Genomic DNA, 23,433 nt, shown 5'->3' with positions numbered 1-23,433 from the left:
CGGAGCAGAAGCAGCAGAGTCTCTACGACATGGTCGGGGAAGAGACTTTCCGGAGGATCGTGCACGAGTTCTACCGCCGGGTCCCCGACGACCCGGTGCTCGGGCCCATGTACCCGGCCGACGACCTGGACGGTGCCGAGGACCGGCTGCGCTGGTTCCTCGTGCAGTACTGGGGAGGCCCCCAGACCTTCAACGAACGCCGTGGTCACCCGCGGCTGCGCATGCGGCACATGAACTTCCCGGTGACGCCGGAGGCACGGGACCACTGGTTGACGATCATGTCGCAGGCCCTGGCGACCGTCGACGACGAGGCCCTCCCCGCCCCCGCACGCGCGGCAGTGTGGGACCACATGGTCAGGGTGGCCGACATGCTCATCAACCGTGAATGAGCTGCTGACTTTCGTCGCACCTGACTCCGGGCTGACCCCCGGGGGACTGTTCGTACTGTTGTGCGGGGCTGCGGTCGCCGGTGGCGTCGACGCGGTGATCGGTGGCGGCGGCCTGGTCCTGATCCCTCTCATCCTCAGCTTCGCCCCCGGTCTTCCTGCCCAGGTGGCACTGGGGACCAACAAGTTCTCCGCGGTCTTCGGCACCGCCAGTGCAGGCATACGCATGCTGCGCACCGTGCGGGTGGATCTGCACCTGCTGCGGACCGCTGCACCGCTGGCGGGGATCTGTTCGGCCGGTGGTGCACTCCTCGCAGCCTCGGTGAGCAGTGACGTCCTCCGGCCGGTGGTGGTCGTGCTGATGCTCGCGGTGGGCACTTTCGTGGTTCTCCGGCCCGGGTTCGGCCGCGACGGGGCCGGTGACGGGGGACGCGGGGCGTCCGGGCCGGCCGGGCGGGGCCGGACCGTGGCAGCACTGGTTCTCATCGCGGTGATCGGATGCTACGACGGTTTCTTCGGGCCTGGTACCGGCATGTTCCTGGTGATCGTCTTCAGTGCGGTCCTGTCGCGGAACCTTGTGCAGTCCCTGGCGACGACGAAGATCGTCAACACGGCGACGAACGTGGGTGGCCTGGTGGTTTTCGCCGCGGGTGGTCATGTCCTGTGGGTGCTGGGGGTGGTGCTGGCCCTGTGCAATGTCGCCGGTGCCCAGGTGGGGGCGAAACTGGTGCTGGACCGGGGTACCGGACTGGTCCGTGTGGCACTGCTTGTCCTGGTCGTCGTGATGTCGGTGAAGCTCACCGTGGACATGCTCTGAGCGGACATGCTCTGACGCGGCGGGGCCGGCACGGGGCGGACGACCGGGCCCGGGCGCGGGCCGCCGCCGACGTCAACCGGGGAGCCGACCCGCGCAAGGCGGAGAAGATCGGGGGGAGGGTCTTCCAGCCCACCTACCGGGCGAGTTCGGAGGACCAGCGGGTCACCCTGGGGTACCGGGTGACGAACTCGGGCATGACCGTGGCGGTGAGCATGGACCATGTCCTCGACGTGACTCAGGCGCAGGGCACAGGCGGTTCCGGGGTTCCGGCGTCCTCGGACGCGGTCGGCGGGGTGGAGATCCACACCGAGATGCGTGACGATGTCGCACGGGTGGTGTACCACGTTGACGGCACACGGGGTCTGCGGATGCGGCTGGAGAAGTTCGTCTCCTACCATTCCTCGCGGCATGTGTCGGCCGAGGAACTGGCCTTCCGGTGTGCGCGGACCATCAACCGGGCACGTCAGGTGGGGTACCGGACGCTGATGGCGAATCAGGCGGAGTGGCTCGGCCGGTTCTGGCGGCGTTCGGACGTGCGGGTGTCCGGCCACCCGGAACTGCAGCAGGCTGTCCGGTGGAACCTCTTCCAGCTGATCCAGGCGTCCGCCCGGGCCGAGACACAGGGGATTCCCGCCAAGGGACTCACCGGTTCCGGCTACGGGGGCCACTACTTCTGGGACACGGAGGTCTATGCGCTTCCGTTCCTGACCTACACGAGCCCGCAGTTCTCGCGCAATGCACTGCGGTTCCGCTACCTCATGCTGCCCCAGGCCACCGAGCGGGCCCGGGAGCTCTCACACGACGGCGTCCTGTTCCCCTGGCGCACGATCAACGGGCACGAGTCGAGTGCCTACTACGCCGCAGGTACCGCGCAGTACCACATCGACGCGGACATCGCCTACGCCCTGATGAAGTACGTCTACGCGACCGGTGACTCTGAGTTCCTCCTGTCGGAGGGCGTGGACATCCTCGTCGGTACCGCCCGGTTCTTCATGTCCCTGGGCTTCTTCGACCCGACGGGGGAGAAGTTCCAGATCCACTCGGTGACCGGCCCCGACGAGTACACCACCGTGGTGAACAACAACTTCTACACGAACGTCATGGCGCGGTACAACCTGCGTGCCGCGGCGGACGTGGCCCTCCAGATGCGCCGGGAGAGGCCGGAGGCGTTCCAGGAACTCTCCGACCGTTCCGGCCTGTCCATCGACGAACTGGACCTGTGGGACAGGGCGGCGAAGGCGATGTACATCCCCTTCGACGAGGGGATGCAGATCCACCCGCAGGACGACCAGTTCCTCAACCGCCAGCTGTGGAACCTCGACGATCCGGCGGTGGGGCCCAAGCGTCCGCTCCTGCTGCACTACCATCCGCTGACGATCTACCGGTACCAGGTGCTCAAGCAGGCCGATGTGGTGCTCGGTCTGTTCCTCCAGGGTGACGACGTCCCCGCGGAGATCAAGAAGAGGGACTACACGTATTACGACCGGCTTACCACGGGTGACTCCTCACTGTCGGCAGTCGTGCAGTCGATCGTGGCCGCGGAGCTGGGGTTCCGGGAGACAGCGATGGACTTCTTCCTCCGGGGACTGTTCCTCGACCTCGAGAACCTGCACGGCAACAGTGCCGACGGAGTGCACATCGCTTCCTGCGGGGGTGTGTGGAGTGCCCTGGTTTTCGGGTTCGGCGGTTTCCGTGACGACTACGGTCACTTCAGCATCGACCCCCGTCTTCCCGAGGGCTGGGAGTCGCTGGAGTTCAATGTGACCTTGCAGGGCTACCAGGTCCGGGTGACTGTGGAGGAGGACGCCGTGGAGCTGCAGATCGTCGACGGTGGGGAAGGTCTGGTCGGTCCCGTCACGGTCATGGGAAAGGAGGTGGTCGTCGGCACCCGCCCTGTCCGGGTGGAGGGTGAGACCACCCTCGTCGCCGATGAGCAGGGACTCGTGGAGGCCGGTATCGCCACAGATGTCGTCCAGGACATCGTCACCGTCGATAAGTGATTTAGATATAACTATATTGCTGCGGCGTACGGCGTTCTGCGGGAGGATGCCACGGTCAGGGCAGGCGAACCTCACCTCGCAACGGTGCCGAATGCGCCCCTGACCTGCGCACTCATGGTCCGATGCGGCAGGGACCCCGGATGGATGTGATCTTCTTCACCCGGATGGGGTCCGGTTAGTGTTTGCCACTCTGGCAGTCGTACAGTGTCACTGACACTGGAGGTGCCATGACTGTTAAATACGATGATCCCGTCGCACTGGAGCACGGGAAGCTGAACATTAGACCGCTGCGGGAGAAGCCGGATTTCCCGTCCTGGGCGATGAAGTTGACGATGGCCGTGACTGGCATCGTCTTCGTCCTTTTCGTCCTGTTCCACATGGTGGGAAACCTCAAGGTTTACACCGGTGAGGAACACTTCGACGAGTACGCTGCTTTCCTGCGCCGGATGGGGGAGCCGGTCTTCCCCCACGAGACCATCCTGTGGATCCTGCGGGTGGTCCTCATCGTCTGCCTGGTACTGCACGTCTACTGCGCAGTGGTGCTGAAGATGCGGTCCAAGCAGTCCAGGGGTGAGAACCGCCGCTACGGCAAGGTGAAGAACCTCAACACCTTCACCGCCGGTTCGATGCTGGGCACCGGTACCGTCCTGCTGCTCTTCATCATCTTCCACATTCTCGACCTCACCATCGGCAAGGGTGTCGCCAGTGACTCCTTCGAGCACGGTGCGGCGTACAACAACCTGGTCGCCTCCTTCGAGCGTCCCCTCGTCGCCGTCTTCTACATCCTCTGCATGATCGTGCTCTTCCTGCACGCCACGCACGGGATCTGGCTGGCCTCGTCGGATCTGGGCATCACCGGTCACCGTACCCGGCAGGTCGTCCTGTGGATCTCGTACCTGCTCCCGGCGGTAGTCATGATCGGCAACATCTCGATACCTGTGGCCGTCCTGTGCGGCTTCGGCAGCTAGCGGATCCGGACTAGGAGAAGAGAACACTTATGGGTACAAGCAAGCCCCACCCGCACAACCAGACCGAGGACTTCGACTACGCCGAGGCCCTGAAAGCCTTCCAGGCCCCCGAGTCGAAGGTCCCCGGCGTCCAGGTCGGCAAGGTCATCGGTGACAATGCCCCGCACGAGGTGTCACAGCAGCAGCAGTGGCAGTACGACAAAGAGCACTTCAAGCTGGTCTCCCCCCTGAACCGTGCGAAGTTCAGGGTCCTCATCGTCGGCACCGGACTTGCCGGCGGAGCCGCCGCGGCGGCACTGGGTGAACTCGGCTACGACGTGAAGGTGTTCACGTACCACGACAGCCCCCGCCGCGCGCACTCCATCGCCGCGCAGGGTGGCGTGAACTCCTCGCGCGCCAAGCGGCTGGACAACGACTCGACCTACAACCACACCAAGGACACGGTGAAGGGAGGGGACTACCGCTGCCGGGAGAATGACTGCTGGCGTCTGGCCATGGAGTCCCCGAAGGTCATCGACCACATGAACGCCATCGGCGCCCCGTTCTCCCGTGAGTACGGCGGAACGCTGGCGAACAGGTCCTTCGGTGGTGTGCAGGTCTCCCGCACCTTCTACACCCGCGGCCAGACCGGACAGCAGCTGCAGCTGGCGACGACCTCGGCACTGTACCGTCAGATCGGCGCCGGACACGTGGAGATCTTCACCCACTCCGACGTCCAGGACGTCATCGTCGAGGACGGGGTCTGCAAGGGCATCGTCACCCGCAACATCATCACCGGCGAACTCAGCGTGCACACCGGTCACGTGACCGTTCTCGCCACCGGCGGGTACGGCAACGTCTACCACATGTCCACCCTGGCGAAGAACTCCAACGCCAGCGCGATCATGCGTGCCTACGAGCAGGGCGCCTACATGGCGTCCCCGTCGTTCGTGCAGTTCCACCCGACGGGACTGCCGGTGAACTCCGACTGGCAGTCGAAGACCATCCTCATGTCGGAGTCTCTGCGCAATGACGGTCGGATCTGGACCCCGAAGAAGAAGGGCGACGACCGGGATCCGATGACGATCCCCGAGGACGAGCGTGACTACTTCCTCGAGCGCCGGTACCCGGCCTTCGGCAACCTGGTGCCCCGCGACATCGCGTCCCGTGCCAATGCGCAGCAGATCAACGCCGGATACGGTGTCGGACCGAAGCACAACTCCGTGTACCTGGACCTCACCCACGCCATCAAGAACCTCGGCGAGGACGTCATCAGGGAGCGTTACTCCAACCTCATCCAGATGTACGAGGAGGCCATCGGCGACGACGCCTACAAGACGCCGATGCGCATCGCCCCGACCTGCCACTACACCATGGGTGGGCTGTGGACCGACTTCCACGAGATGACCTCCATCCCCGGACTCTTCTGCTCCGGTGAGTCCTCCTGGATGTACCACGGCGCCAACCGGCTCGGTGCCAACTCCCTGCTGTCCTCGTCGGTGGAAGGCTGGTTCACCCTGCCGTTCACCATCCCCAACTACCTCGCACCGTTGCTCGGTACCGATGTGCCGGATCCGGAGTCGGAGGCCGCCAAGGCCGCGCTGCGCAGGGCCGAGGAGCGGCTGGACCGCATCCTCAACATCCGTGGACCGAACCCGCACGGCGCGGAGTACTACCACCGTCAGCTCGGTGAGATCCTCTACCGCTGCTGTGGTGTCGCCCGCAATGTCAAGGACATGCAGGAGGGTATCGAGGAGATCCGGGCGGTACGCCGGGACTTCTGGGAGAACGTCTTCGTGCCTGGTGGCCGCTATGAGATGAACCAGCAGCTCGAGTACGCCGTCCGCGTCGCCGACTACCTCAACCTCGGTGAACTGATGTGCGTGGACGCCCTGGACCGTGACGAGTCCTGTGGTGCCCACTACCGGGAGGACCACCTCGACGAGGAAGGCGAGGCGAAGCGCGACGACGACAACTGGTGCTTCGTGTCCGCATGGGAACCGGCCGGTGAGGAGAAGTTCATCAGGCACTCCGAGCCCCTGTACTTCGACCGCATCCCGCTGATGACAAGGAACTACAAGTAATGAAACTGCATCTTGAAATCTGGCGGCAGGCGGACCGCAACTCCCAGGGACACTTCGAGTCCGTGGACGTCCCCGACGCCGTTGAATCCATGTCCATCCTGGAGCTTCTCGACCACGTGAACTCCGGGTACGTGGAGGCGGGCAAGGAACCCTTCGCCTTCGCCTCCGACTGCCGTGAAGGCATCTGCGGAACCTGCGGGCTCCTCGTCAACGGCCGTCCCCACGGCCCCGACAAGAACAAGCCGGCCTGTCAGCAGCGGCTGTTCAGCTTCAACGACGGTGACACCCTCAAGCTCGAACCCCTCCGCTCCGCGGCATACCCGGTGATCAAGGACATGGTCGTCGACCGCTCCGCGCTGGACCGGGTGATGGAGAAGGGCGGATTCGTCTCCATCATGGCCGGCACCGCCCCGGACGCCGACCATCTGCTGGTCAACCACCACGATGCCGAGCTGGCACTCGACCATGCAGCGTGCATCGGCTGCGGTGCCTGTGTCGCCGCGTGCCCCAACGGTGCGGCCCACCTGTTCACCGGCGCCAAGCTCGTGCACCTCACCCTGTCCCCGATGGGCCGGATGGAACGGGGACGCCGTGCCCGCAACATGGTGGACGAGATCGAGCAGACCTTCGGCCCCTGCTCCCTCTACGGCGAGTGTGCGGACGTCTGCCCCGCCGGCATCCCCCTGACCGCGGTGGCGGCGATCACCAAGGAACGTGCCCGCGCCGCGCTCCGGGGCAAGGACGACTAGGCCCACCGGGTCGTCGTCGACTGTCTGCCACACCCGGGCAGGGGGAGGAGATCCAGGTGTCTCCTCTCCGCTTCGGTGGCGGGACCGGGAGTGTTCTACACTCACCAGTAGTCAACACAGATGAAAGAGGAAACAATGTCTGCTCACGGCACCAGCGTCGATGTCACCGACAAGGATCTCGGTTACCTCCCCGGCTTCGTCCCGTCCAGCTGGGACTCCCCGTACTCGTCACTGCACCGGGCGGCAACCTGGATCGGGATGGGAATCCTCCTGTCCTCTGTCGCCGGTTTCGGCACTTTCGTCTACGGGTTCGCCGCAGGGGCGGACACGACCTCGCCGATGGCTGAGCACGGCAACGTGATCGGTACCGTCGGAATCATCGCGGCTGTCTTCCTCTTCGCCCTCGGCTCCTACCTGATCCACGTGGGACGGACACCGTACCACCGGTACCAGAAAGCCACCGGCCGTATCTGACAGCCACACGTCGGGCCGCCGGGTGGACACCCGGCAGGTCGGCACCTCCTCCAGTGGTTTCAGTGCAGTTCGCCCCGTTCTCCGCCGTTGACGCGGAGCACGGGGCGTCCTGCTGTCACGGCACCGTCAGCGGGGATGGGATACTGGAGCGGTGACCACGCCCACCGCACCGCTGCCCGTCCCCGGCCCGTCGCCTGAAGTCGAGGCCGAACGCCGTCGGGATCTCCGCCGCCACAAGGCCGTCGCCACCGGACTTCTTGTCTTCGCCACCCTGGTCTACCTGTTCTGCAGGTGGACGGAGGCGACGGGCAGGGACGGGGCCTGGACGGGCTACCTGCGCGCCGCATCGGAGGCAGGGATGGTCGGTGCGCTGGCGGACTGGTTCGCCGTGACCGCTCTGTTCCGCCATCCCCTCGGAATCCCCGTCCCGCACACGGCCATCATCAAGCAGAAGAAGGACCAGGTCGGAAGGTCTCTCAGCGAATTTGTCGGGGAGAACTTCCTCAACGCGACCCTCATCGCCAGGAAACTGGAGGACGCCCGGATCCCGGAACGTGCCGCCGGGTGGGTTCTCGACCGGGGAGGTGCGGAACGCACAGGAGCCGAGGCGGCACGCCTCGTCGACCTGGTCGTCAACGGCATTGACGCTGCGGAGGCGGAACAGCTCATCCGCACCCTGGTCATCGACCGTGCCGCCGAGCCGGAATGGGGTCCCCCTCTGGGCAGGGCCCTCCAGCAGCTCATCGAGGACGGGAAAGTGGAACCGGCCGTGGACGCGGTGGTGGTGTGGCTCGACGAGAAGGCCACGGGCAGTGGCGATCTCGTGGCGCGGCTGCTGGACGAGAGGACACCCACCTGGGCGCCGCAGTTCGTCCGGGATCTTGTCGGAGACAGGGTCCACCGGGAGCTCGTCGCCTTCACCCGGGACGTCCGGGAGGACCCTGACCACGAGGCCAGGCATGCCATCCGCAGATTCCTGCTGCAGCTGTCGCAGGACCTGCAGGATGATCCGGCGATGATCCGCAGGGTCGAGGACCTCAAGGGCGACATTCTCGGTTCGGCTCCTGTCCGTGCCCTGCCCGCGAACCTGTGGGAGAGCCTGCGGTCAACGTTGACGGACATGGCCCGGGACCCGGAGTCGCTGCTGAGACGCAGGATCGTCGCCTGGGTGACGGCGTTCGCCACCAGAGTGCGCACCGAACGGGAACTGCGGGAGGACCTGGACCGCCGGATCGTGGGCGCGGCGTCCTACCTTGCCGAGAACTATGCGGGGGAGGTCACCGGGATCATCGGCGAGACTGTGGAGCGCTGGGACGCGGACGAGGCCAGTGACCGCATCGAACTGATGGTGGGCAAGGATCTCCAGTTCATCCGGGTCAACGGTACGGTGGTCGGGGCTCTGGCCGGCCTGGCGATCTACACCTTGTCCGAGCTTGTCTTCGGGATGCTCTGAGGACGCGGCTGCGGGGTGTGGACGGTAGACTCGGCGACCATGGACAATCCCGTCATATACGGCTTCCAGGCTCTCGCGATCCTGGAGCTGGTCATACAGGCCCTTGTCGTCGTGCTGGCCGTGGTCGGTGCCGTCCAGGCGGCCATGACCAGGGAGGACGCCTTCTACGTCATCGACCGGAAGAAGACGAACTGGATCCTGGCCCTGGCAGGGTCGGCCGCAGGAATTGTGCTGCTGGTCCCCCTGAACGTCCAGTTCATCTGGATCATCGGAGCGGTGGTTGTCGGAGTCTACTGGCAGGACGTGCGCCCGTCGATCCGTGAGGTACTGGGGAACGCGCAGTGAGTGGCGTCCGGGCGTCCGGAGACCTGTCCCGGGCCCAGGTCGCGGCGATGACGGACGCCACGCTCCTGCGACCGGAGGCGTCCCGCAGGGACGTTGCCGTGCTGGTGGAGGACACCGTACGTCTGGGCTGCGGGGCGGTGTGCGTGTCTCCGTCGATGCTTCCCCTGCGCGAGTTCCTCAGCGCGGATGCAGCGCAGCTGCGGGTCGCGACGGTGGCGGGCTTCCCCTCAGGCAAGCACCATCCGCTGGTGAAGGCCAGCGAGGCACGTCTGGCGGTGTCGGCGGGCGCGGACGAGGTTGACATGGTCATCGACGTGGCCGCCGCCCTGGCGGGCGACGTGAACGCCCTCGTCTCCGAGATCGTCTGCGTCAGGGAGGCGGTCCCGGCTCCGGTGGTGCTGAAGGTGATCGTGGAGTCTGCACTTCTTGACGAGGAACAGCTCAGGACGGCATGTCGGGCGGCCGCGACGGCGGGGGCGGATTTCGTGAAGACTTCGACCGGGTTCCACCCGGCGGGGGGCGCGACGGTGGAGGCGGTCAGGATCATGGCCGACGAGGTCGGGGCACGTCCGGGGCGTCCGGGGCTCGGGGTGAAGGCGTCCGGGGGTATCCGCGACTGGGGGACCGCGGTGGCGATGATCGGCGCGGGTGCCACCCGCCTGGGGGTGTCCGCGCCGGAGGCGGTTCTCGCCGGAGCCCCCCTGAACTGACCCGGACGGCAGGGGTGCAGGACGGCGTTGACCGGATGAGGGGTCAGACCGGGGCTGAGGGATCAGACGGCCGCCGGAGTTCCGGCGGTCCCGGTCCCACCAGGGGTGGCGGCTCCGACGGTGATGCCGTCGACTTCTGAGGTGATGTCGTTGATCCGCAGGTCGTTGCCGCTCAGGCGGACGTTCAGGCCTCCGGCGTCGACCACCGCATCCGTGATCGAGAGGCGGTCGGTGGAGGTCACCGACTGGCGGAGTGAGTCCGCAAGTCCTGCGGTGAGTTCCTCCGGGAGACTGAGTCCGAAGATCTTGACGTCGGCGACGTCGAAACTGAGCGCGCCGTCGGTCACGGTCGGGCTCATCGACACCGTCGCCAGTCCGCCACTGATCTCGATGTCGAGCACACCGGAGTCCGCGTCGGGTGTCACCGCGGTGACCTGCAGCAGGCCTCCCATCAGGCCTGCCGCATCCCCCGCTCCGGTGGCTGTGCCGGACTCTGCCGCGGACTTCTGGATCACCGCGAGGAGGTACTCCGGGGGGAGCAGCGAACTGACGGTGAACTCCCCGACCAGGGGGTCGTCACCGGTGGCGTCGACGTCCCTGGCGGTGACGGTCGCCGCCGGCTGGCCGGTGATGACCGGCCGGGAGCGGTCACTGTCCTCGTAGTCCACGGAGAGACTGGAGGGGATGTCGACGGTGAGGCCGGGGACTTTCCCCCGTACCAGACCGAGCAGCAGGGGAGAACGGTCGATGCTCACCGACGGCGTTCCGGTGAGCTGGATGCCCTGGGCGGTGGCGGAGTTCTCCACCCTGTCGGCTATCTGGCTCTTCATGTACGCGCGCAGGCCGACTTCTGCTGCCACGAGCAGGAAGACGACCAGGAGGACCACCGTGACGGTGATTTTCAGTGCGCGTCCGGGCCGACGGGTGCTGGCGGGTTGATTCTGGTGATGGCTCACACCTACCAGTGTGACCCACAGGGACCCTGCATTTCCACAGCGGGGTTGCCAGCACCCCGGCAGTGCGCACTGTTCCGCCGGCTCCGGGGGAGTGACGGGCGAGTGGTGCGGGAGTGGTCAGGCCTGCTCCGCGATCCACTTCTCGATGAGGGCGGCCTCGTTGATGAGGATGGACTTCACCGCGTCAGCGACCTTGGGCTCGATGACGGCGCCGATCATGGGGATCTTGACGTCGACGTCGGATTCGGCCTCCAGGGTGGTCGCACCGTTCTCGCCGACGAGGGTGAGCTCGGCAGTGAACTTCACGGGGGCGCCCTTGATCTCGGCGCTCATGTCGCCGTTGGAGACGTCGTCGGTGAGTTCGCCGAAGTGGATGACCCGCTTGAGCTTGAGGTTCTGGGACACCATGGACCGGACCGCCTCGGGCAGGGCGTCTGTGGGGAGGACCTCGTAGAGGGTGACGTCGACCCCACCGTCCGCAGAGAACTCGGCGACCTGTCCGGGTTCATCGGAGAGATTGGCGGCGTCGTACTCCCAGTACGCACGGTCGCTGAGGGCTGCGAACACCTTCTCGACCGGTGCATTGACCGTGGCCGAGGTTTCGATGTGAGTAGTCATGCGAACAGACTACGGTAAGCGGGGTGAGTTCCGCTGACCCCAGTCCCCGTCCCGCCCCCTCACCGGAGGTGACCGGTCACGGTCACACGGTGCCGGATGTGCCAGACCCGACCGTCTCACCCGGGTCACCTGCCGGTGTACCGGCCCGGTCCCCGTCCGTGTCCCTTCCCGTGTCCCCGTCCCCGTCCGAGTCGCCGGCCCTGTCGCTGGCCCGTGACGTTGACGGAGTGTCCCTGCGAGACAGGGCATTCTCCGAGATGACGACCCTGCGGGTCGGCGGGAGTCCGGCGGCAACCCTGGAGTGTGCGACCTCCACCGCTCTGGCCCGGACGGTCCGCGGGCTGGACCGGGCAGGAGTGCCGCTGCTTGTCGTCGGTGGTGGTTCGAATCTTGTCGTCGGTGACGATGTCTCCGGTCTCGTCGCTGTGGTGCCGGTGGCCGGCACGCCACCGTCCGTCGTCGGAGTGGACGCCGGGGGTGAGGTTGTCGTCAGAGCCGCCGCCGGGACGGTATGGGACGATCTCGTGGCCTGGACCGTGGCCCAGGGTGACGCCGGTTACGGCGGCCTGGAGTGTCTCTCCGGCATCCCCGGCACCGTCGGCGCCGCCCCGGTGCAGAACATCGGTGCGTACGGTGCCGAGGTCTCCCGCTGTCTCCACCGTGTCCAGCTGCTGGACAGGTCCACCGGTGAACTGGCCTGGGTGGAACCGGGCTCCCTCGACCTGGCGTACCGGTACTCGAACCTGAAGTTCACCGCCCGTGGTGTCGTCACCGCTGTGGAGTTCCGCCTGACGACCGACGGTCTCTCCGCCCCCCTGCGCTTCGGCGAGCTGGCCCGCCGACTGGGCGTCAGCGAGAAGGAGCCTGCTCCGCGGCGTCCTGTCAGGAATGTCAGGGAGGCGGTCCTGGAGCTGCGGCGCGGCAAGGGCATGGTCCTCGACCCGGCCGACCATGACACCTGGTCGGCGGGGTCGTTCTTCACCAATCCTGTGGTGGAGGGGGAGGACGCCAGGGACGCCGTGGCAGCGAAGGTCACGGCCCGGTGCGGGGCCGCGGTGGCCGGGTCGATGCCCTGTTACCCGGTCACGGTTCCCTCCGGTCCCCGTGACGGCGGGGCCGGCGGGACTGACGGCGGTGAGGCCGCACCCGCGTTCAAGTTCTCCGCCGCCTGGCTGATAGAACACGCCGGTTTCCCGAAAGGGTGGCAGGTCCCGGCCGCGCAGGGCGGCACCGGGAGGGCGGGACTGTCGACGAAACACACTCTCGCGCTGACGAACCGGGGCGGGGCGTCCTGCAGCGACATCGTCGCTCTTGCGGTGGCGGTGCGTGACGGGGTCCGCGAGGCCTTCGGTGTGAGTCTCGTCCCCGAACCCGTGTGGGTCGGTGTGACACTGCCGGAGTAGCTCCCCGGACGTAACATGGGCGGTCATGCGCGTCGCGATGATCTCCATGCACACCTCACCCCTGGAACAGCCCGGGATCGGGGACGCCGGGGGCATGAACGTCTACATCCGTAACGTCGCCTCCCATCTTGCTTCCCACGGGGCGCAGGTCGACGTGTTCACCAGGGCGACCAGGGCGTCCCAGGGGGAGGTAGTAGAGGTTGAACCGGGGTTCCGGGTCATCAACTGTGTCTCGGGCCCTTTCGAGGGACTGCCGAAGGAGTCACTGCCCACCCAGCTGGCGGCGTTCACCGGATCGGTCATCGCGTTCGTCCGGTCCGAGGCGCAGGGCAGTGCCGGGGGCGGGGCGGGTCAACGCACGACCTGCGGGCGTACGGGTGCGGGAGCCTATGATCTCATCCACTCGCACTACTGGCTGTCCGGGCAGGTCGGTTGGCTGCTGCGCGACCTGTGGGGGGTGCCGCTGGTGCACACCGCACACACCTGGGCCGCGGTGAAGAACCTCGGGCTGGCGGCGGGGGACACCCCTGAACCGGAGTCCCGGCGCATCTGTGAGCAGCAGATCGTGGACAACGCCGACAGGATCATCGTGAACACGGAGGACGAGTCAGCGGCCATTGTGGAGGCCTACGACGCCGACCCCCGCCGTATCTCGGTCATCGCCCCGGGGGTGGATGTCGGCAGGTTCACTCCGGGATCTGACCGTGCCACCGAACGTGCCCGCCGCGAACTCGGCATTCCCCTGCGAGCCAAGGTCATCGCCTTCATCGGGCGACTGCAGGCGCTCAAGGGTCCCCATGTGCTCCTGCGCGCGGCGGCGGAGCTCATCCGTCGTCATCCGGAGCAGAACATCCGTGTCGTCATCTGCGGTGGACCGTCGGGAACGGGTCTGGAGAGGCCTGACGAACTCCACGATCTCGCGGCGTCACTGGGGGTGTCGGGGTACGTGCGCTTCCTGTCGCCGCGTCCTCCCGAGGAACTCGTGACCGTGTACCAGGCGGCGGACATCATCGCGGTCCCCAGCTACAACGAATCCTTCGGGCTGGTGGCCCTGGAGGCCCAGTCGTCGGGGACGCCGGTCGTCGCCGCCAGGGTCGGTGGGCTGCCCCTCACCGTGGCTGAGGGGACGAGCGGTCTGCTTGTCGACGGCCATGACCCGGAAGTGTGGGCGAAGGCACTGGAGGAGCTGGTCCTCGACGACAAGCTGCGTATCGCAATGGGTGCCGCGGCTCCCGCCCACGCGTTGACCTATTCCTGGGACTCGACGGTCGAGAAGCTGCTCGACGTGTACACGGAGGTTCTCGGGGACGGGGTCGTGGATTCACCGTTCCGTGCCGCCCACGGGGTACCGCAGGGTCCCCTGTGATCCGGGTCCGCTCCAGGGCCGGCAGGGGTCCGCTCAGGGGCAGGCAGGGGTCTGCGCGGGGTCCTGCGGGGAACGCCGGTGGCGGGCCCGGTCCCGGGGTAGATTCGGGGGTATGGAACTCGCACAGTTGACGGACCTGCTGGATGCCGCGCTCGGAGGTCCGGACGGTGACCCGGAGCGCGGGGGAACCGGGTACACGGTCTCCAACGGCATTGCGGTGGTCGCGTTGCCGGGGGAGCGGAGACTGAAGACGAACACCCTGTTCATCCCCCAGGACAACGGGGTGAGGGTGGAGGCTTTCGTCTGCCGCGCCGTCGAGGAGAACGAGGCGGAGGTCTACCGGCTGCTTCTGCAGCACAACCGGAAGACCTTCGGTGTCCACTACACCCTGGACAACAACTCCGACATCTACCTGGCGGGCCAGTTCACCGACGCGCTCACCCCAGACGACGTGCAGGTGATCCTCGGCACCGTGCTGGAGCTGGCGGACGGAGACTTCAACCGGATCCTCGAGACAGGGTTCGAGAGCTCTATCCGCAGGGAGTGGGAGTGGCGTCTCAAGCGTGGTGAGTCGACCCGGAACCTGCAGGCGTTCGGGAAGCTGCGTCCGTCTGACGGTGCCGGGAACGGGCAGGGGCAGCAGAGGCCGGGGGAGCAGGGGCCGGGGGAGCAGGGGGAGGACGCCACGGTGGAGGACGGGGCCTCCGTCCCGGTTCCCGGCCGGGGAGCGCCGGTTCCACCGTCGTCCTAACAGGCGTCCGGTCCCCTTTCCGTGACAGCGGTCGGGCTCCGGTTGTGTCCCTGGTGTCGGGGAGACGGCGGACTCGACCGCCCGGACGCGTGGGCACCCGCCTCTGCACCCGCGGTCTGGCGTGGCACAATAGGGCCCATGAGTGATTCGAGCAACGGCACCCTGATTCTGCTGCGCCACGGCCAGAGTCAGTGGAACGCCTCCAACCAGTTCACAGGATGGGTCGACGTCGATCTGACGGACCAGGGCCGGGAGGAGGCCCGCAACGCCGGACGTCTCATCGCAGATGCAGGTCTGGAACCGCAGGTCCTGTACACCTCTCTGCTGCGTCGCGCCATCACTACCGCGCACATCGCACTCGACACCGCCGACCGGCTGTGGATCCCGGTGGTCCGCGACTGGAGGCTCAACGAGCGTCACTACGGTGCACTCCAGGGACTCAACAAGGCGGAGACCAAGGAGAAGTACGGGGAGGACCAGTTCATGGCGTGGCGGCGCAGCTATGACACTCCGCCGCCGGAACTCGACGACAAGTCGGAGTACTCCCAGGCAGGTGACCCCCGCTACGCCGGTCTGGAGAACCCGCCGCGTACCGAGTGCCTGCTCGACGTGGTGAAGCGGTTCGTTCCCTACTTCACGGTGGAGATCCTCCCCCGCCTGGAGGCCGGGGAGACGGTACTGGTGGCCGCGCACGGAAACTCCCTGCGCGCTCTGGTCAAACACCTCGACAAGATTTCCGACGAGGACATTGCCGGGCTGAACATCCCCACCGGCATCCCGCTGGTGTACCGGTTCGCCCCGGACGGGACGGTGACCAACCCGGGTGGGGAGTACCTGGATCCTGACGCCGCGGCCGCAGGTGCCGCCGCTGTCGCCGCCCAGGGCGGAAAGTAGTCGGGGAGGGGGGACGTGGGGACGACATCGGCACTGCTCGTCGGTGCCCTGATCGGCATCGTCGTGACCGCCCTGGCGGCACTGGCCGTGGCCCTCGTCCGTCGGCGTGCCCGCCACCGGGCACGCGAACACGCCAGACAGGACAACGCCCGGCGCATCGCCGAGGGGATCGCACACAACCAGTTGTCCACGGTGGCCCAGGTCATGCACTTCGCCCTCGACACCGCCCCCACCGGTGTCGCCGTGGTCGACACCCGGCAGGACCTTGTCCTGGCGAACCGTGCTGCCGGGGAACTCGGTGTGGTGGAGGACCGTGCACTGTCACCGCAGGTGTGGCGCCTGGCGGAGCGGGTATTCGACGACAGTGAACCCCGGGAACTCGTCTACCGTCCCGAGTCGACGGGTCCCCGGGACCGTCCACTGTTCTCGGTCCTGTGCAGGGTTCGCCAGCTCACCTCCGCGGACGACCGCTTTGTGGTGGTCTATGCCTGGGACAACTCCGAGAACGTGAGGATGGAGTCCGCCCGGCGGGACTTCGTCGCCAATGTCTCCCACGAGCTGAAGACCCCGGTCGGGGCGATTTCACTGCTTGTGGAGGCACTGGTCGAGGCAGAGGATGATCCGGCGTCCGTCTCCTATTTCGCGGAGAAGCTGCAGAAGGAGACCGTCCGGATGTCCACGATGATCAGCGAACTGATAACCCTGTCGAAGCTCCAGGGTGCGGCGTCCCTGCCGGATCCCCGTCCCGTGGAGGTGGATGACGTCATCGACGCCGCGGTGGCACGGTCGCGGGCCATCGCGGAGATGCACGGCATCGAGCTGAAGACCGACGCCCCCTCGGGGGCGCGGTTGCTCGGTGACGAGTCACTGCTTGTGTCGGCGGTGTCGAACCTCATCACCAATGCGGTGAACTACTCCCCGGAGGAGACCCCGGTCTCGGTGACCAGGGCAGTCAAAGGTGAATCCGTGGTGATCAGGGTCACCGACCACGGCATCGGGATCGCACCGCGTGACCAGGAGCGGGTCTTCGAACGGTTCTACCGGGTGGACCAGGCACGGTCGCGGAGTACCGGGGGTACGGGGCTGGGACTGTCGTTGGTCAAGCACACGGTGATCAACCACGGCGGCAATGTGTCCCTGTGGTCGCGTCCCGGTACCGGTTCCACGTTCGCACTGGAGTTCCCCGTGTACCACGGTGAGGCGGCAGATGAACCCGACGAGGTCCCGACCCCGGAGAAACTGACCTCTGCCGATCTCGTCGATGACGGGACGGTGGACTCCACCCCGGGCCCGGAACCTTCCGGAGACGCCGTGAGCAACACCGGAGACCGGCCTGCCGACCGACCCGACGACCGACCCGACGACCCGGAGGTGACGGGCAGATGAACTCGTGGAGACGTTCGGGCAAAGTCACAGAGAATTTACCGGGAAGTTACGGAGAAGACAGGGTGAACCCCCAGCGACCTGCCGCGACGCCCCCTGAGCGACGCCTAGACTCGACGACCGTGAACAGCACGCCGCACGTACTCATCGTCGAAGACGAAGAGTCACTGTCCGAACCTCTGGCATTTCTTCTCGAGCGGGAAGGCTTCGTGGTGACGACCGCCGCTGACGGACCGACAGCTCTGGAGGTCTACACTGCGGCTGCGGGACCGGGGCACCCGTCCGGGCCGGTGGACATCGTCCTGCTTGACCTGATGCTCCCCGGCATGTCCGGCACAGAGGTGTGCAGGCAACTGCGCACAGTCTCCCCGGTGCCCGTGATCATGGTCACCGCACGGGACAGTGAAATAGACAAGGTCGTGGGACTGGAACTCGGAGCCGACGACTACGTCACCAAGCCGTACTCCGCCAGAGAACTCATCGCCAGAATCCGCGCCGTCCTGCGGCGGGGAGGGGAAGGTGCCTCCGACGACAGCGGTTCGACCGTCCTGCGGGCGGGACGGGTCACCATGGACGTCGACCGGCACACCGTGACAGTGGCGGGTGAGGAGATCTCACTGCCGCTGAAAGAGTTCGACCTGCTCGAATACCTGCTGAGCAACGCAGGTCGGGTGCTGACCCGGGCCCAGCTCATAGACAGGGTGTGGGGATCGGACTACGTCGGGGACACGAAGACCCTCGACGTCCACGTCAAGAGGCTGCGGGGCAAAATCGAGGAGGACCCCTCCCATCCGGTGCAGCTCCTCACCGTCCGGGGCCTGGGTTACAAGTTCGCCTGACCTGCGGCGTCGCCGGCGACATGGTTCCGTACAGGACGCGCCGGACAGTGGCGCCGCCGGCACATTCTCACCTTCCGGCGTGCGCGGCGACCGTCGCCGGATGGATGGTCAGCAGCGGCAGTCCCGACGGCGACAGCCCGGCCCCCTCTGCCGTGGAGCTGATCAGCGACTGCCGGACCCGGCAGTGTTCCGCCACAACCTCATAGGCCTCCGGGCCGATGAGTTCCCGCAGCTCCTCGGCGCAGGACTCCCACAGGCCGGTCGACCCGCTGTGGCATGCGGGGTCGGAGGTGCAGTACCAGTCGAAGTCCTCACCGCCGGGGCCCCAGCCCCTCCGGGTGTACTCGGTCACTGTCGTCCTGACCATCTCCACCCCGTCCGGCCTGGTCTCCCGCTCCTCCAGTCGGCGAAGCGGCAGCTGCCAGCACACCTCAGGCTTGGCCACGGTGAGCGGCACCCCGTGGCGTAGCGCCCACCCGTGGAGCGCACAGCCGGCACCCCCGGGGAATCCGGCCCGGTTGGCGAAGACACAGGCGCCGCGGATGACCCGGGTCTTGAGGGCGGGTTCGGGCTCCCCGGTCTCCTCGTCGTCGAGTTCATCCCACACCAGCCAGGGCTCGGGGCCGGGATCGCCCGTGGAGTCGCCGTCCCTTTCAGTGTCTCCAGTGTCTGTGTCGGCGCCTCTGTCGGCGTCTCTGTCGGCGAGTGCGAGGACCTCCCGTCGCAGCTGCCAGTCCTCGTCCGTGAGCTGGCGGGCGATCTCCGTGAGCGCACCGTGGTCGTCCTCGTCGGTGAGGAATGCGCCGTGCACGCAGCAGCCGACATCCGGGTTCGCCGTGTCGATCCCGCGGCAGGTGCCGGTGCCGAACCTGCAACGGTAGGTGGAGGTCAACCAGGTCAGGTCGACCTGGATGATGTGTTCCGGGTCGGCGGGGTCGATGAACTCGAGCCATTCCCGGGGATGGTCCGCCGGCATTTCGTGTCCGTCTCGGACGGAAAGGTCGGCGGGAGTGCCCTCAGGGTAGCCGGTGGCGAGCAGACGGGCCGGATCAGTCACGGATACCACTCTAGGCCGGGGTCGGTGTCACCCGGATGACAGCGGTGGTCCACCGGTCCCGCTATCCTGGAAGCTGTGCGATTAGGCGTCCTTGATGTGGGAAGTAACACGGTCCACCTCGTGGTGGTGGACATGGCCCCCGGCGGCCCTCCGACACCGATGAGCAACTGGAAGACCCCGATGCGCCTGGTCGAGTACCTCGACAAGGACGGTGCCATCACCGGAAAAGGGTCGAAGAAGCTCATCAAGGGAGTCGGTCTGGCCCGGGAGATGGCCGAACAGTTCCACTGCGATGAGCTGCTTCCGTTCGCGACGTCCGCGCTGCGGTCGGCGAGCAACTCCGAGAAGGTCCTGGACACCGTGGAGAACGAGACCGGGGTACGCCTCAACATCCTCTCCGGACCGTCCGAGGCCAGACTGACTTTCCTCGCCGTCCGTCGGTGGTACGGCTGGTCGGCCGGCCGCATCTGCGACCTCGACATCGGTGGCGGGTCCCTCGAGATGTCCGTGGGAGTCAATGAAATGCCGGATGTGGCCGAGTCCGTGAACCTCGGTGCCGGCAGGCTCACCCATGACTGGTTCGAGACAGACCCGCCGAGCCGACGGGAGATCCGGGAACTCGCGGAGTACATCGACGACACGCTGGACGCCCCGGCGAAGAAGCTGAGGGACGCCGGACCGGTGGATCTCGCGGTCGGAACCTCGAAGACTTTCCGCATGCTGGCGAGACTGACAGGTGCGGCGCCCAGTTCAGCAGGTCCCCGTGTGCGCCGCGTTCTGACCAGACCCGGCCTACGCCAGCTGACGGCGTTCATCTCACGGATGACCGCGGCGGACCGTGCCGAACTTGAAGGGGTCAGCGCCGACAGGTCGCACCAGATCGTCGCCGGCGCTCTCGTCGCCGAGGCTGCGATGCGGCACCTGGGAATCGAACAGCTTCAGATGTGTCCCTGGGCACTCCGGGAAGGAGTGATCCTGCGGCGGGCGGACGCCGGAGACGGTGTCTCCGGTTTCATGGTCGACGGGTGACCGTGTCTCCGCGGCCGCGGAGGTATCGGTCGTGAAGTACAGTGACCTGTGTGGACCTGTGTGGACCTCTGTGGCAACCGGGGCTGTGCCTGCTGCAGTGGCCGGTGTGATGTGAGTTGACTGACGACGTCTGTAGAGTGATGAACCTGTAACACGAGCCTGGACCGGGTACGCACACCGGTGCGCAGGTGACCTGAGACTGATGGGAATCAAGGATGAGTGAGAAGTTGACGGTCGCGGAGCTTCTGGCCCGCAATGCAAAGGCCGGTGGGAAGAACGCCTCCGACCGGCCCCGTCGACGTCGCAACCTCGATGAGGGGGGCATCTCCGTATCGGAGTTGACCGGGTCCATCCCCGTCGTCAGGGTCGACGGTGACGAGGCGCAGGGATCCGGGAGCTCCGGCGACGCGACCCGTATCCACGGGGGACACGAGGCGGACCCGGTGCTGCCGGTGCCGCGTTCAGGGACCGCCGCTCCCGAGGGGTCCGACGGCTCTGCCCCGGTGAAGCGCGTCGGCGAGTACGACCAGCAGCCCACCGTGGTCCAGGCTGTCGTCCCCGACTCCCTGCTGGAAAGCCCCGCACCTGCCGCACAGGTCCCGGCCGAGGCCCCGGAAGAGTCTCAGGAAGAGTCCCCGGAGGAGTCTCAGGAGCCGGTTTCTGAGGACGCTCCGGCTGACGGTACCCCGCAGGACGCCGATGCCGGGGAAGATGCCGGGGATGCGGCGGCCACGGCGGCGCAGTCGGACACGGCGGTCACCGGGGACATTCCGGACGCCCCGGTCACCACCGCGGCCGCTGAGGTGGCTGAAGTGGCAGACACCGCCGGGCCGGAGGAGGACACCGATCCGTCGGCAGGTCAGCCTGCGGCGGATTCCACGGCGGTTCCCGTGACGGTGGCCGAGGACGAGGTAGTCGAATACGAGGACGACACGATCTCCTGGCCGGCGATGATCGGTCAGGCACTGTTCGCCGTCGTCGTCGGCGTCCTGATCTTCTTCGGGTTCACCGTGCTTTGGGACCGTCTCGGTACCGCGCTGGTGCTCGCGATGGCACTGGTGGTCACCTTCGTCTGTGTCGGAGTGGTGCATGCCCTCCTCCGGCACCGTGACACCCTGCTGCTGGTGCTGACCTTCGTCGTCGGCCTGGCGCTGACAGTGGGACCGCGGCTCATTCTCGCGCTCTGACACTGTCCGGAACGGATGCAGAAGCCGCCCCGGGTGGCTGCACGACGGCCGGGCCTGGCACTCTGGGGGGTATGACCAGAATCGCAATCATCGGCGGCGGGAACATCGGCGAGGCCCTGGCATCGGGCCTTGTCGCGGACAGGACCGGAGCCGCGGCGGACATCAGCCCGCAGGACGTGACGGTCGTCGACCACCACGAGTCCCGCCTCAACCATCTCCACGACACCTACGGGGTGGCGACCACCGACGACGCCACCGAGGCTGTCACGGAAGCGGACATCGTGGTCATCGCGGTGAAACCCTATGCGGTGTCCACGGTCCTCGAGGAAATCTCCGCGACCCTGGACTCCAATGACTCGGAGACCGTGGTGGTGTCTGTGGCGGCAGGAGTGACACTGGCGTCCATGGAGAACGCCCTGGCGGCCGGGGTGCCGGTCGTCCGTGTCATGCCGAACACCCCGATGCTCGTCGGCAAAGGTATGAGCGCTGTCGCCGGCGGAAGGTTCGCCCGCCGGGAGCAGGTGGAGGCTGTCAGGGACCTGCTCGGGGCGGTGGGAACCGCGGTGATCGTGGCAGAGAAGGACATGGACGCCGTGACTGCGGTCTCGGGTTCCGGGCCCGCCTACATTTTCCTGGTGTCCGAGGCGCTGGTGGAGGCGGGCGTCCATCTCGGACTGACGAGGGATGTCGCCACCCGGCTCGCGAACGCCACCGTCGAAGGTGCCGCCGCGATGCTCGTAGAGGGCGGAAGCTCGGCGGCGGAGCTGAGGGGCAACGTCACCAGTCCCGGCGGCACCACCGCCGCAGCGGTCCGAGCGCTGGAGGAGAACGGACTGCGTGCCGCCTTCTACCGGGCGACGGAGGCCTGTGCACGTCGCTCCGCGGAGCTGGGCAGGCCGGCCGTCGAGGAGGACTGAGCAGGCGTTGCCGTGCCTGGCGGCGGAGCGCGCACCGGCAGGGGTGGAGGATGTCACCCCCGCGACATCGGGGTGTCACCGGCATATGCCCGGAACGGGTGTCCCACGGGTGTCATTCATCCCGTCGTATCGCACCAGTCACAGTGATAACGCTAGTATGGTCCCAACGCTCCGTGTGTTTCGCTCTGCAGGAGGGGAAGCCTGCAGCGCACGGAGCCGTCGTGAGGATGGAACAGTATGGCTAGTAACGGCAACGGCACATTCCTGACGGTCGCGGAGGTCGCAGACCTGATGCGGGTGTCGAAGATGACCGTCTACCGGCTCGTTCACGCCGGTGAACTGCCGGCGGTGCGGGTGGGTCGGTCTTTCCGCGTGCATGAACAGGCGGTCGAGGACTACCTCGGCTCGTCGATCTACAATGCGGACCAGGTCGGCTGAATTCTCGACGGTACCCTGCTGATCCTCGTGCGCTCCCGCGCCACCGGACCCCTTCCCCACAACGGCTGTGACGCCCGTGGAAGAAGGGGTCTTTTGTTTCGCGGCACGTGGGGACGATAGACTGGAAGCCATTCGTGTCGGTTCGGTCTCGGATTGGTCCTTGCCGCTACCGGCCGGCTGTGGCTGTCCCCCCTGTGGGAACGTCCGTGAACAGGTGGCCGGGTACCGACCACAAGTTGTCCGTTACCGAAGCATTGACGAGGAGGACCTATGGGTTCTGTCATCAAGAAGCGCCGCAAGCGCATGTCGAAGAAGAAGCACCGCAAGATGCTTCGCCGTACCCGCGTTCAGCGCCGGAAACTCGGCAAGTAGGGGAGAGCGCCGCTGCGGCGGTGCCTTCTCCGACCAGTACAGAGGCGTGGCCCCGGTGTGCACCCCGTCTCCTATACACATCTTGATGTGTGGGGCTTGTCTCCTTTTTTCCTTTCAATTTGTGTTCAAAGGAATAACCGGGGCCCGGGGGCGCGCCGTTGCTCCCCCCCCCTCCCCCCCCCCCCCCTCCGGCCCGCGGCCCGCCCCCCCCCTCACTCTCCATCCCTTCCGCGCGCCTTCCGCCCCACCCCCGCCTCG

Annotated in this window: 23 protein-coding genes and 1 pseudogene; 21 read left to right on the top strand and 3 right to left on the bottom strand. The window is 66.8% G+C overall.

From position 1 onward, the window contains the following. Nucleotides 1-29 precede the first annotated feature (29 nt). The 10 genes and pseudogenes from BN3906_RS04300 to deoC all read left to right on the top strand — a co-directional run bounded on the left by BN3906_RS04300 (nucleotide 30) and on the right by deoC (nucleotide 9,965). Complete coding sequence (locus BN3906_RS04300) at nucleotides 30-389, top strand: globin (RefSeq protein ID WP_066586075.1); 360 nt, start codon at nucleotides 30-32, stop codon at nucleotides 387-389. After that, on the top strand, nucleotides 382-1,203 hold the full coding sequence (locus BN3906_RS04295; protein ID WP_066584560.1) for a TSUP family transporter: 822 nt from the start codon (nucleotides 382-384) through the stop codon (nucleotides 1,201-1,203). Before BN3906_RS04300 ends, BN3906_RS04295 begins: the two co-directional genes overlap by 8 nt. A 44-nt stretch (nucleotides 1,204-1,247) precedes the next feature. Then, nucleotides 1,248-3,203: pseudogene (locus BN3906_RS04290) on the top strand (glycoside hydrolase family 65 protein); the annotation flags it as partial. A 227-nt stretch (nucleotides 3,204-3,430) separates the two neighbouring features. Next, a complete protein-coding gene (locus BN3906_RS04285) occupies nucleotides 3,431-4,171 on the top strand; it encodes a succinate dehydrogenase cytochrome b subunit (protein WP_066584557.1) in 741 nt (246 codons plus the stop codon). 29 nt (nucleotides 4,172-4,200) lie between these two features. After that, on the top strand, nucleotides 4,201-6,234 hold the full coding sequence (locus BN3906_RS04280) for a fumarate reductase/succinate dehydrogenase flavoprotein subunit (RefSeq protein ID WP_066584555.1): 2,034 nt from the start codon (nucleotides 4,201-4,203) through the stop codon (nucleotides 6,232-6,234). Then, the gene (locus tag BN3906_RS04275; protein WP_066584552.1) at nucleotides 6,234-6,983 is read left to right on the top strand and encodes a succinate dehydrogenase/fumarate reductase iron-sulfur subunit; all 750 of its coding nucleotides are present in this window, start codon (nucleotides 6,234-6,236) and stop codon (nucleotides 6,981-6,983) included. Before BN3906_RS04280 ends, BN3906_RS04275 begins: the two co-directional genes overlap by 1 nt. 135 nt (nucleotides 6,984-7,118) lie before the next feature. Continuing rightward, nucleotides 7,119-7,457 carry a hypothetical protein gene (locus BN3906_RS04270; protein WP_066584548.1) on the top strand — a complete coding sequence of 113 codons (339 nt, stop codon included), beginning with the start codon at nucleotides 7,119-7,121 and terminating at the stop codon, nucleotides 7,455-7,457. A 151-nt stretch (nucleotides 7,458-7,608) separates the two neighbouring features. Further along, entirely contained in the window at nucleotides 7,609-8,910 is a 1,302-nt protein-coding gene (locus BN3906_RS04265; protein WP_066584545.1) for a DUF445 domain-containing protein, read from the top strand. A gap of 39 nt (nucleotides 8,911-8,949) precedes the next feature. Then, entirely contained in the window at nucleotides 8,950-9,255 is a 306-nt protein-coding gene (locus BN3906_RS04260) for a DUF2516 family protein (RefSeq protein WP_066584543.1), read from the top strand. Nucleotides 9,256-9,302: 47 nt separating this feature from the next. Then, a complete protein-coding gene (gene deoC, locus BN3906_RS04255; RefSeq protein ID WP_066586071.1) occupies nucleotides 9,303-9,965 on the top strand; it encodes a deoxyribose-phosphate aldolase in 663 nt (220 codons plus the stop codon). 62 nt (nucleotides 9,966-10,027) lie between these two features. On the opposite strand, the gene BN3906_RS04250 is transcribed toward deoC, so the two are convergent. Both BN3906_RS04250 and BN3906_RS04245 read right to left on the bottom strand, forming a co-directional pair. Continuing rightward, on the bottom strand, nucleotides 10,028-10,921 hold the full coding sequence (locus BN3906_RS04250) for an LmeA family phospholipid-binding protein (protein WP_147592750.1): 894 nt from the start codon (nucleotides 10,919-10,921) through the stop codon (nucleotides 10,028-10,030). A 117-nt stretch (nucleotides 10,922-11,038) separates the two neighbouring features. Then, the gene (locus BN3906_RS04245; protein ID WP_066584541.1) at nucleotides 11,039-11,539 is read right to left on the bottom strand and encodes a DUF2505 domain-containing protein; all 501 of its coding nucleotides are present in this window, start codon (nucleotides 11,537-11,539) and stop codon (nucleotides 11,039-11,041) included. A gap of 158 nt (nucleotides 11,540-11,697) precedes the next feature. Here BN3906_RS04245 and BN3906_RS04240 point away from each other — a divergent pair, with 158 nt between their 5' ends. The 6 genes from BN3906_RS04240 to BN3906_RS04215 all read left to right on the top strand — a co-directional run bounded on the left by BN3906_RS04240 (nucleotide 11,698) and on the right by BN3906_RS04215 (nucleotide 18,175). Further along, nucleotides 11,698-12,942, top strand: coding sequence for a UDP-N-acetylmuramate dehydrogenase (locus BN3906_RS04240; RefSeq protein WP_390620317.1), 1,245 nt, complete (start codon nucleotides 11,698-11,700; stop codon nucleotides 12,940-12,942). A gap of 25 nt (nucleotides 12,943-12,967) precedes the next feature. Beyond that, on the top strand, nucleotides 12,968-14,308 hold the full coding sequence (gene mshA / locus BN3906_RS04235) for a D-inositol-3-phosphate glycosyltransferase (RefSeq protein ID WP_066584538.1): 1,341 nt from the start codon (nucleotides 12,968-12,970) through the stop codon (nucleotides 14,306-14,308). A 112-nt stretch (nucleotides 14,309-14,420) separates the two neighbouring features. Then, nucleotides 14,421-15,059 carry a type III secretion system chaperone family protein gene (locus tag BN3906_RS04230; RefSeq protein ID WP_066584535.1) on the top strand — a complete coding sequence of 213 codons (639 nt, stop codon included), beginning with the start codon at nucleotides 14,421-14,423 and terminating at the stop codon, nucleotides 15,057-15,059. A 138-nt stretch (nucleotides 15,060-15,197) separates the two neighbouring features. Then, nucleotides 15,198-15,953, top strand: a complete 756-nt coding sequence (locus tag BN3906_RS04225; protein ID WP_066584532.1) for a phosphoglyceromutase — start codon at nucleotides 15,198-15,200, stop codon at nucleotides 15,951-15,953. A 15-nt stretch (nucleotides 15,954-15,968) separates the two neighbouring features. Further along, nucleotides 15,969-17,339 (top strand): sensor histidine kinase, encoded by a 1,371-nt coding sequence (locus BN3906_RS04220; RefSeq protein WP_066584529.1) that lies wholly within the window; start codon nucleotides 15,969-15,971, stop codon nucleotides 17,337-17,339. A 119-nt stretch (nucleotides 17,340-17,458) separates the two neighbouring features. Beyond that, the gene (locus BN3906_RS04215; protein ID WP_066584521.1) at nucleotides 17,459-18,175 is read left to right on the top strand and encodes a winged helix-turn-helix domain-containing protein; all 717 of its coding nucleotides are present in this window, start codon (nucleotides 17,459-17,461) and stop codon (nucleotides 18,173-18,175) included. A gap of 67 nt (nucleotides 18,176-18,242) precedes the next feature. Here the strand turns inward: BN3906_RS04215 and BN3906_RS04210 are convergent, their stop codons facing one another. Next, nucleotides 18,243-19,151, bottom strand: coding sequence for a DUF3109 family protein (locus BN3906_RS04210; RefSeq protein ID WP_390620328.1), 909 nt, complete (start codon nucleotides 19,149-19,151; stop codon nucleotides 18,243-18,245). 156 nt (nucleotides 19,152-19,307) lie between these two features. On the opposite strand from BN3906_RS04210, the gene BN3906_RS04205 reads away from it, so the two are divergent. The 5 genes from BN3906_RS04205 (at nucleotide 19,308) to BN3906_RS14015 (ending at nucleotide 23,175) form a co-directional block, all read left to right on the top strand. Further along, the gene (locus BN3906_RS04205; protein WP_066584515.1) at nucleotides 19,308-20,261 is read left to right on the top strand and encodes a Ppx/GppA family phosphatase; all 954 of its coding nucleotides are present in this window, start codon (nucleotides 19,308-19,310) and stop codon (nucleotides 20,259-20,261) included. A 215-nt stretch (nucleotides 20,262-20,476) separates the two neighbouring features. Further along, complete coding sequence (locus BN3906_RS04200; protein WP_066584512.1) at nucleotides 20,477-21,448, top strand: hypothetical protein; 972 nt, start codon at nucleotides 20,477-20,479, stop codon at nucleotides 21,446-21,448. Between the two features lie 71 nt (nucleotides 21,449-21,519). After that, nucleotides 21,520-22,365: a pyrroline-5-carboxylate reductase gene (gene proC / locus BN3906_RS04195; RefSeq protein ID WP_066584511.1), complete on the top strand. Its 846-nt coding sequence runs from the start codon at nucleotides 21,520-21,522 to the stop codon at nucleotides 22,363-22,365. 237 nt (nucleotides 22,366-22,602) lie between these two features. After that, nucleotides 22,603-22,803, top strand: a complete 201-nt coding sequence (locus BN3906_RS04190) for a helix-turn-helix domain-containing protein (RefSeq protein ID WP_066584510.1) — start codon at nucleotides 22,603-22,605, stop codon at nucleotides 22,801-22,803. Nucleotides 22,804-23,073: 270 nt separating this feature from the next. Further along, nucleotides 23,074-23,175: a 30S ribosomal protein bS22 gene (locus BN3906_RS14015; RefSeq protein ID WP_003855542.1), complete on the top strand. Its 102-nt coding sequence runs from the start codon at nucleotides 23,074-23,076 to the stop codon at nucleotides 23,173-23,175. The last annotated feature ends 258 nt before the right edge of the window (nucleotides 23,176-23,433 follow it).

The sequence above is a fragment of the Corynebacterium provencense genome (assembly GCA_900049755.1).
GTDB lineage: Bacteria > Actinomycetota > Actinomycetes > Mycobacteriales > Mycobacteriaceae > Corynebacterium > Corynebacterium neomassiliense.
The sequence above is the reverse complement of the archived record's forward strand: the minus strand, read 5'-3'. Positions and strand labels throughout refer to the sequence as shown.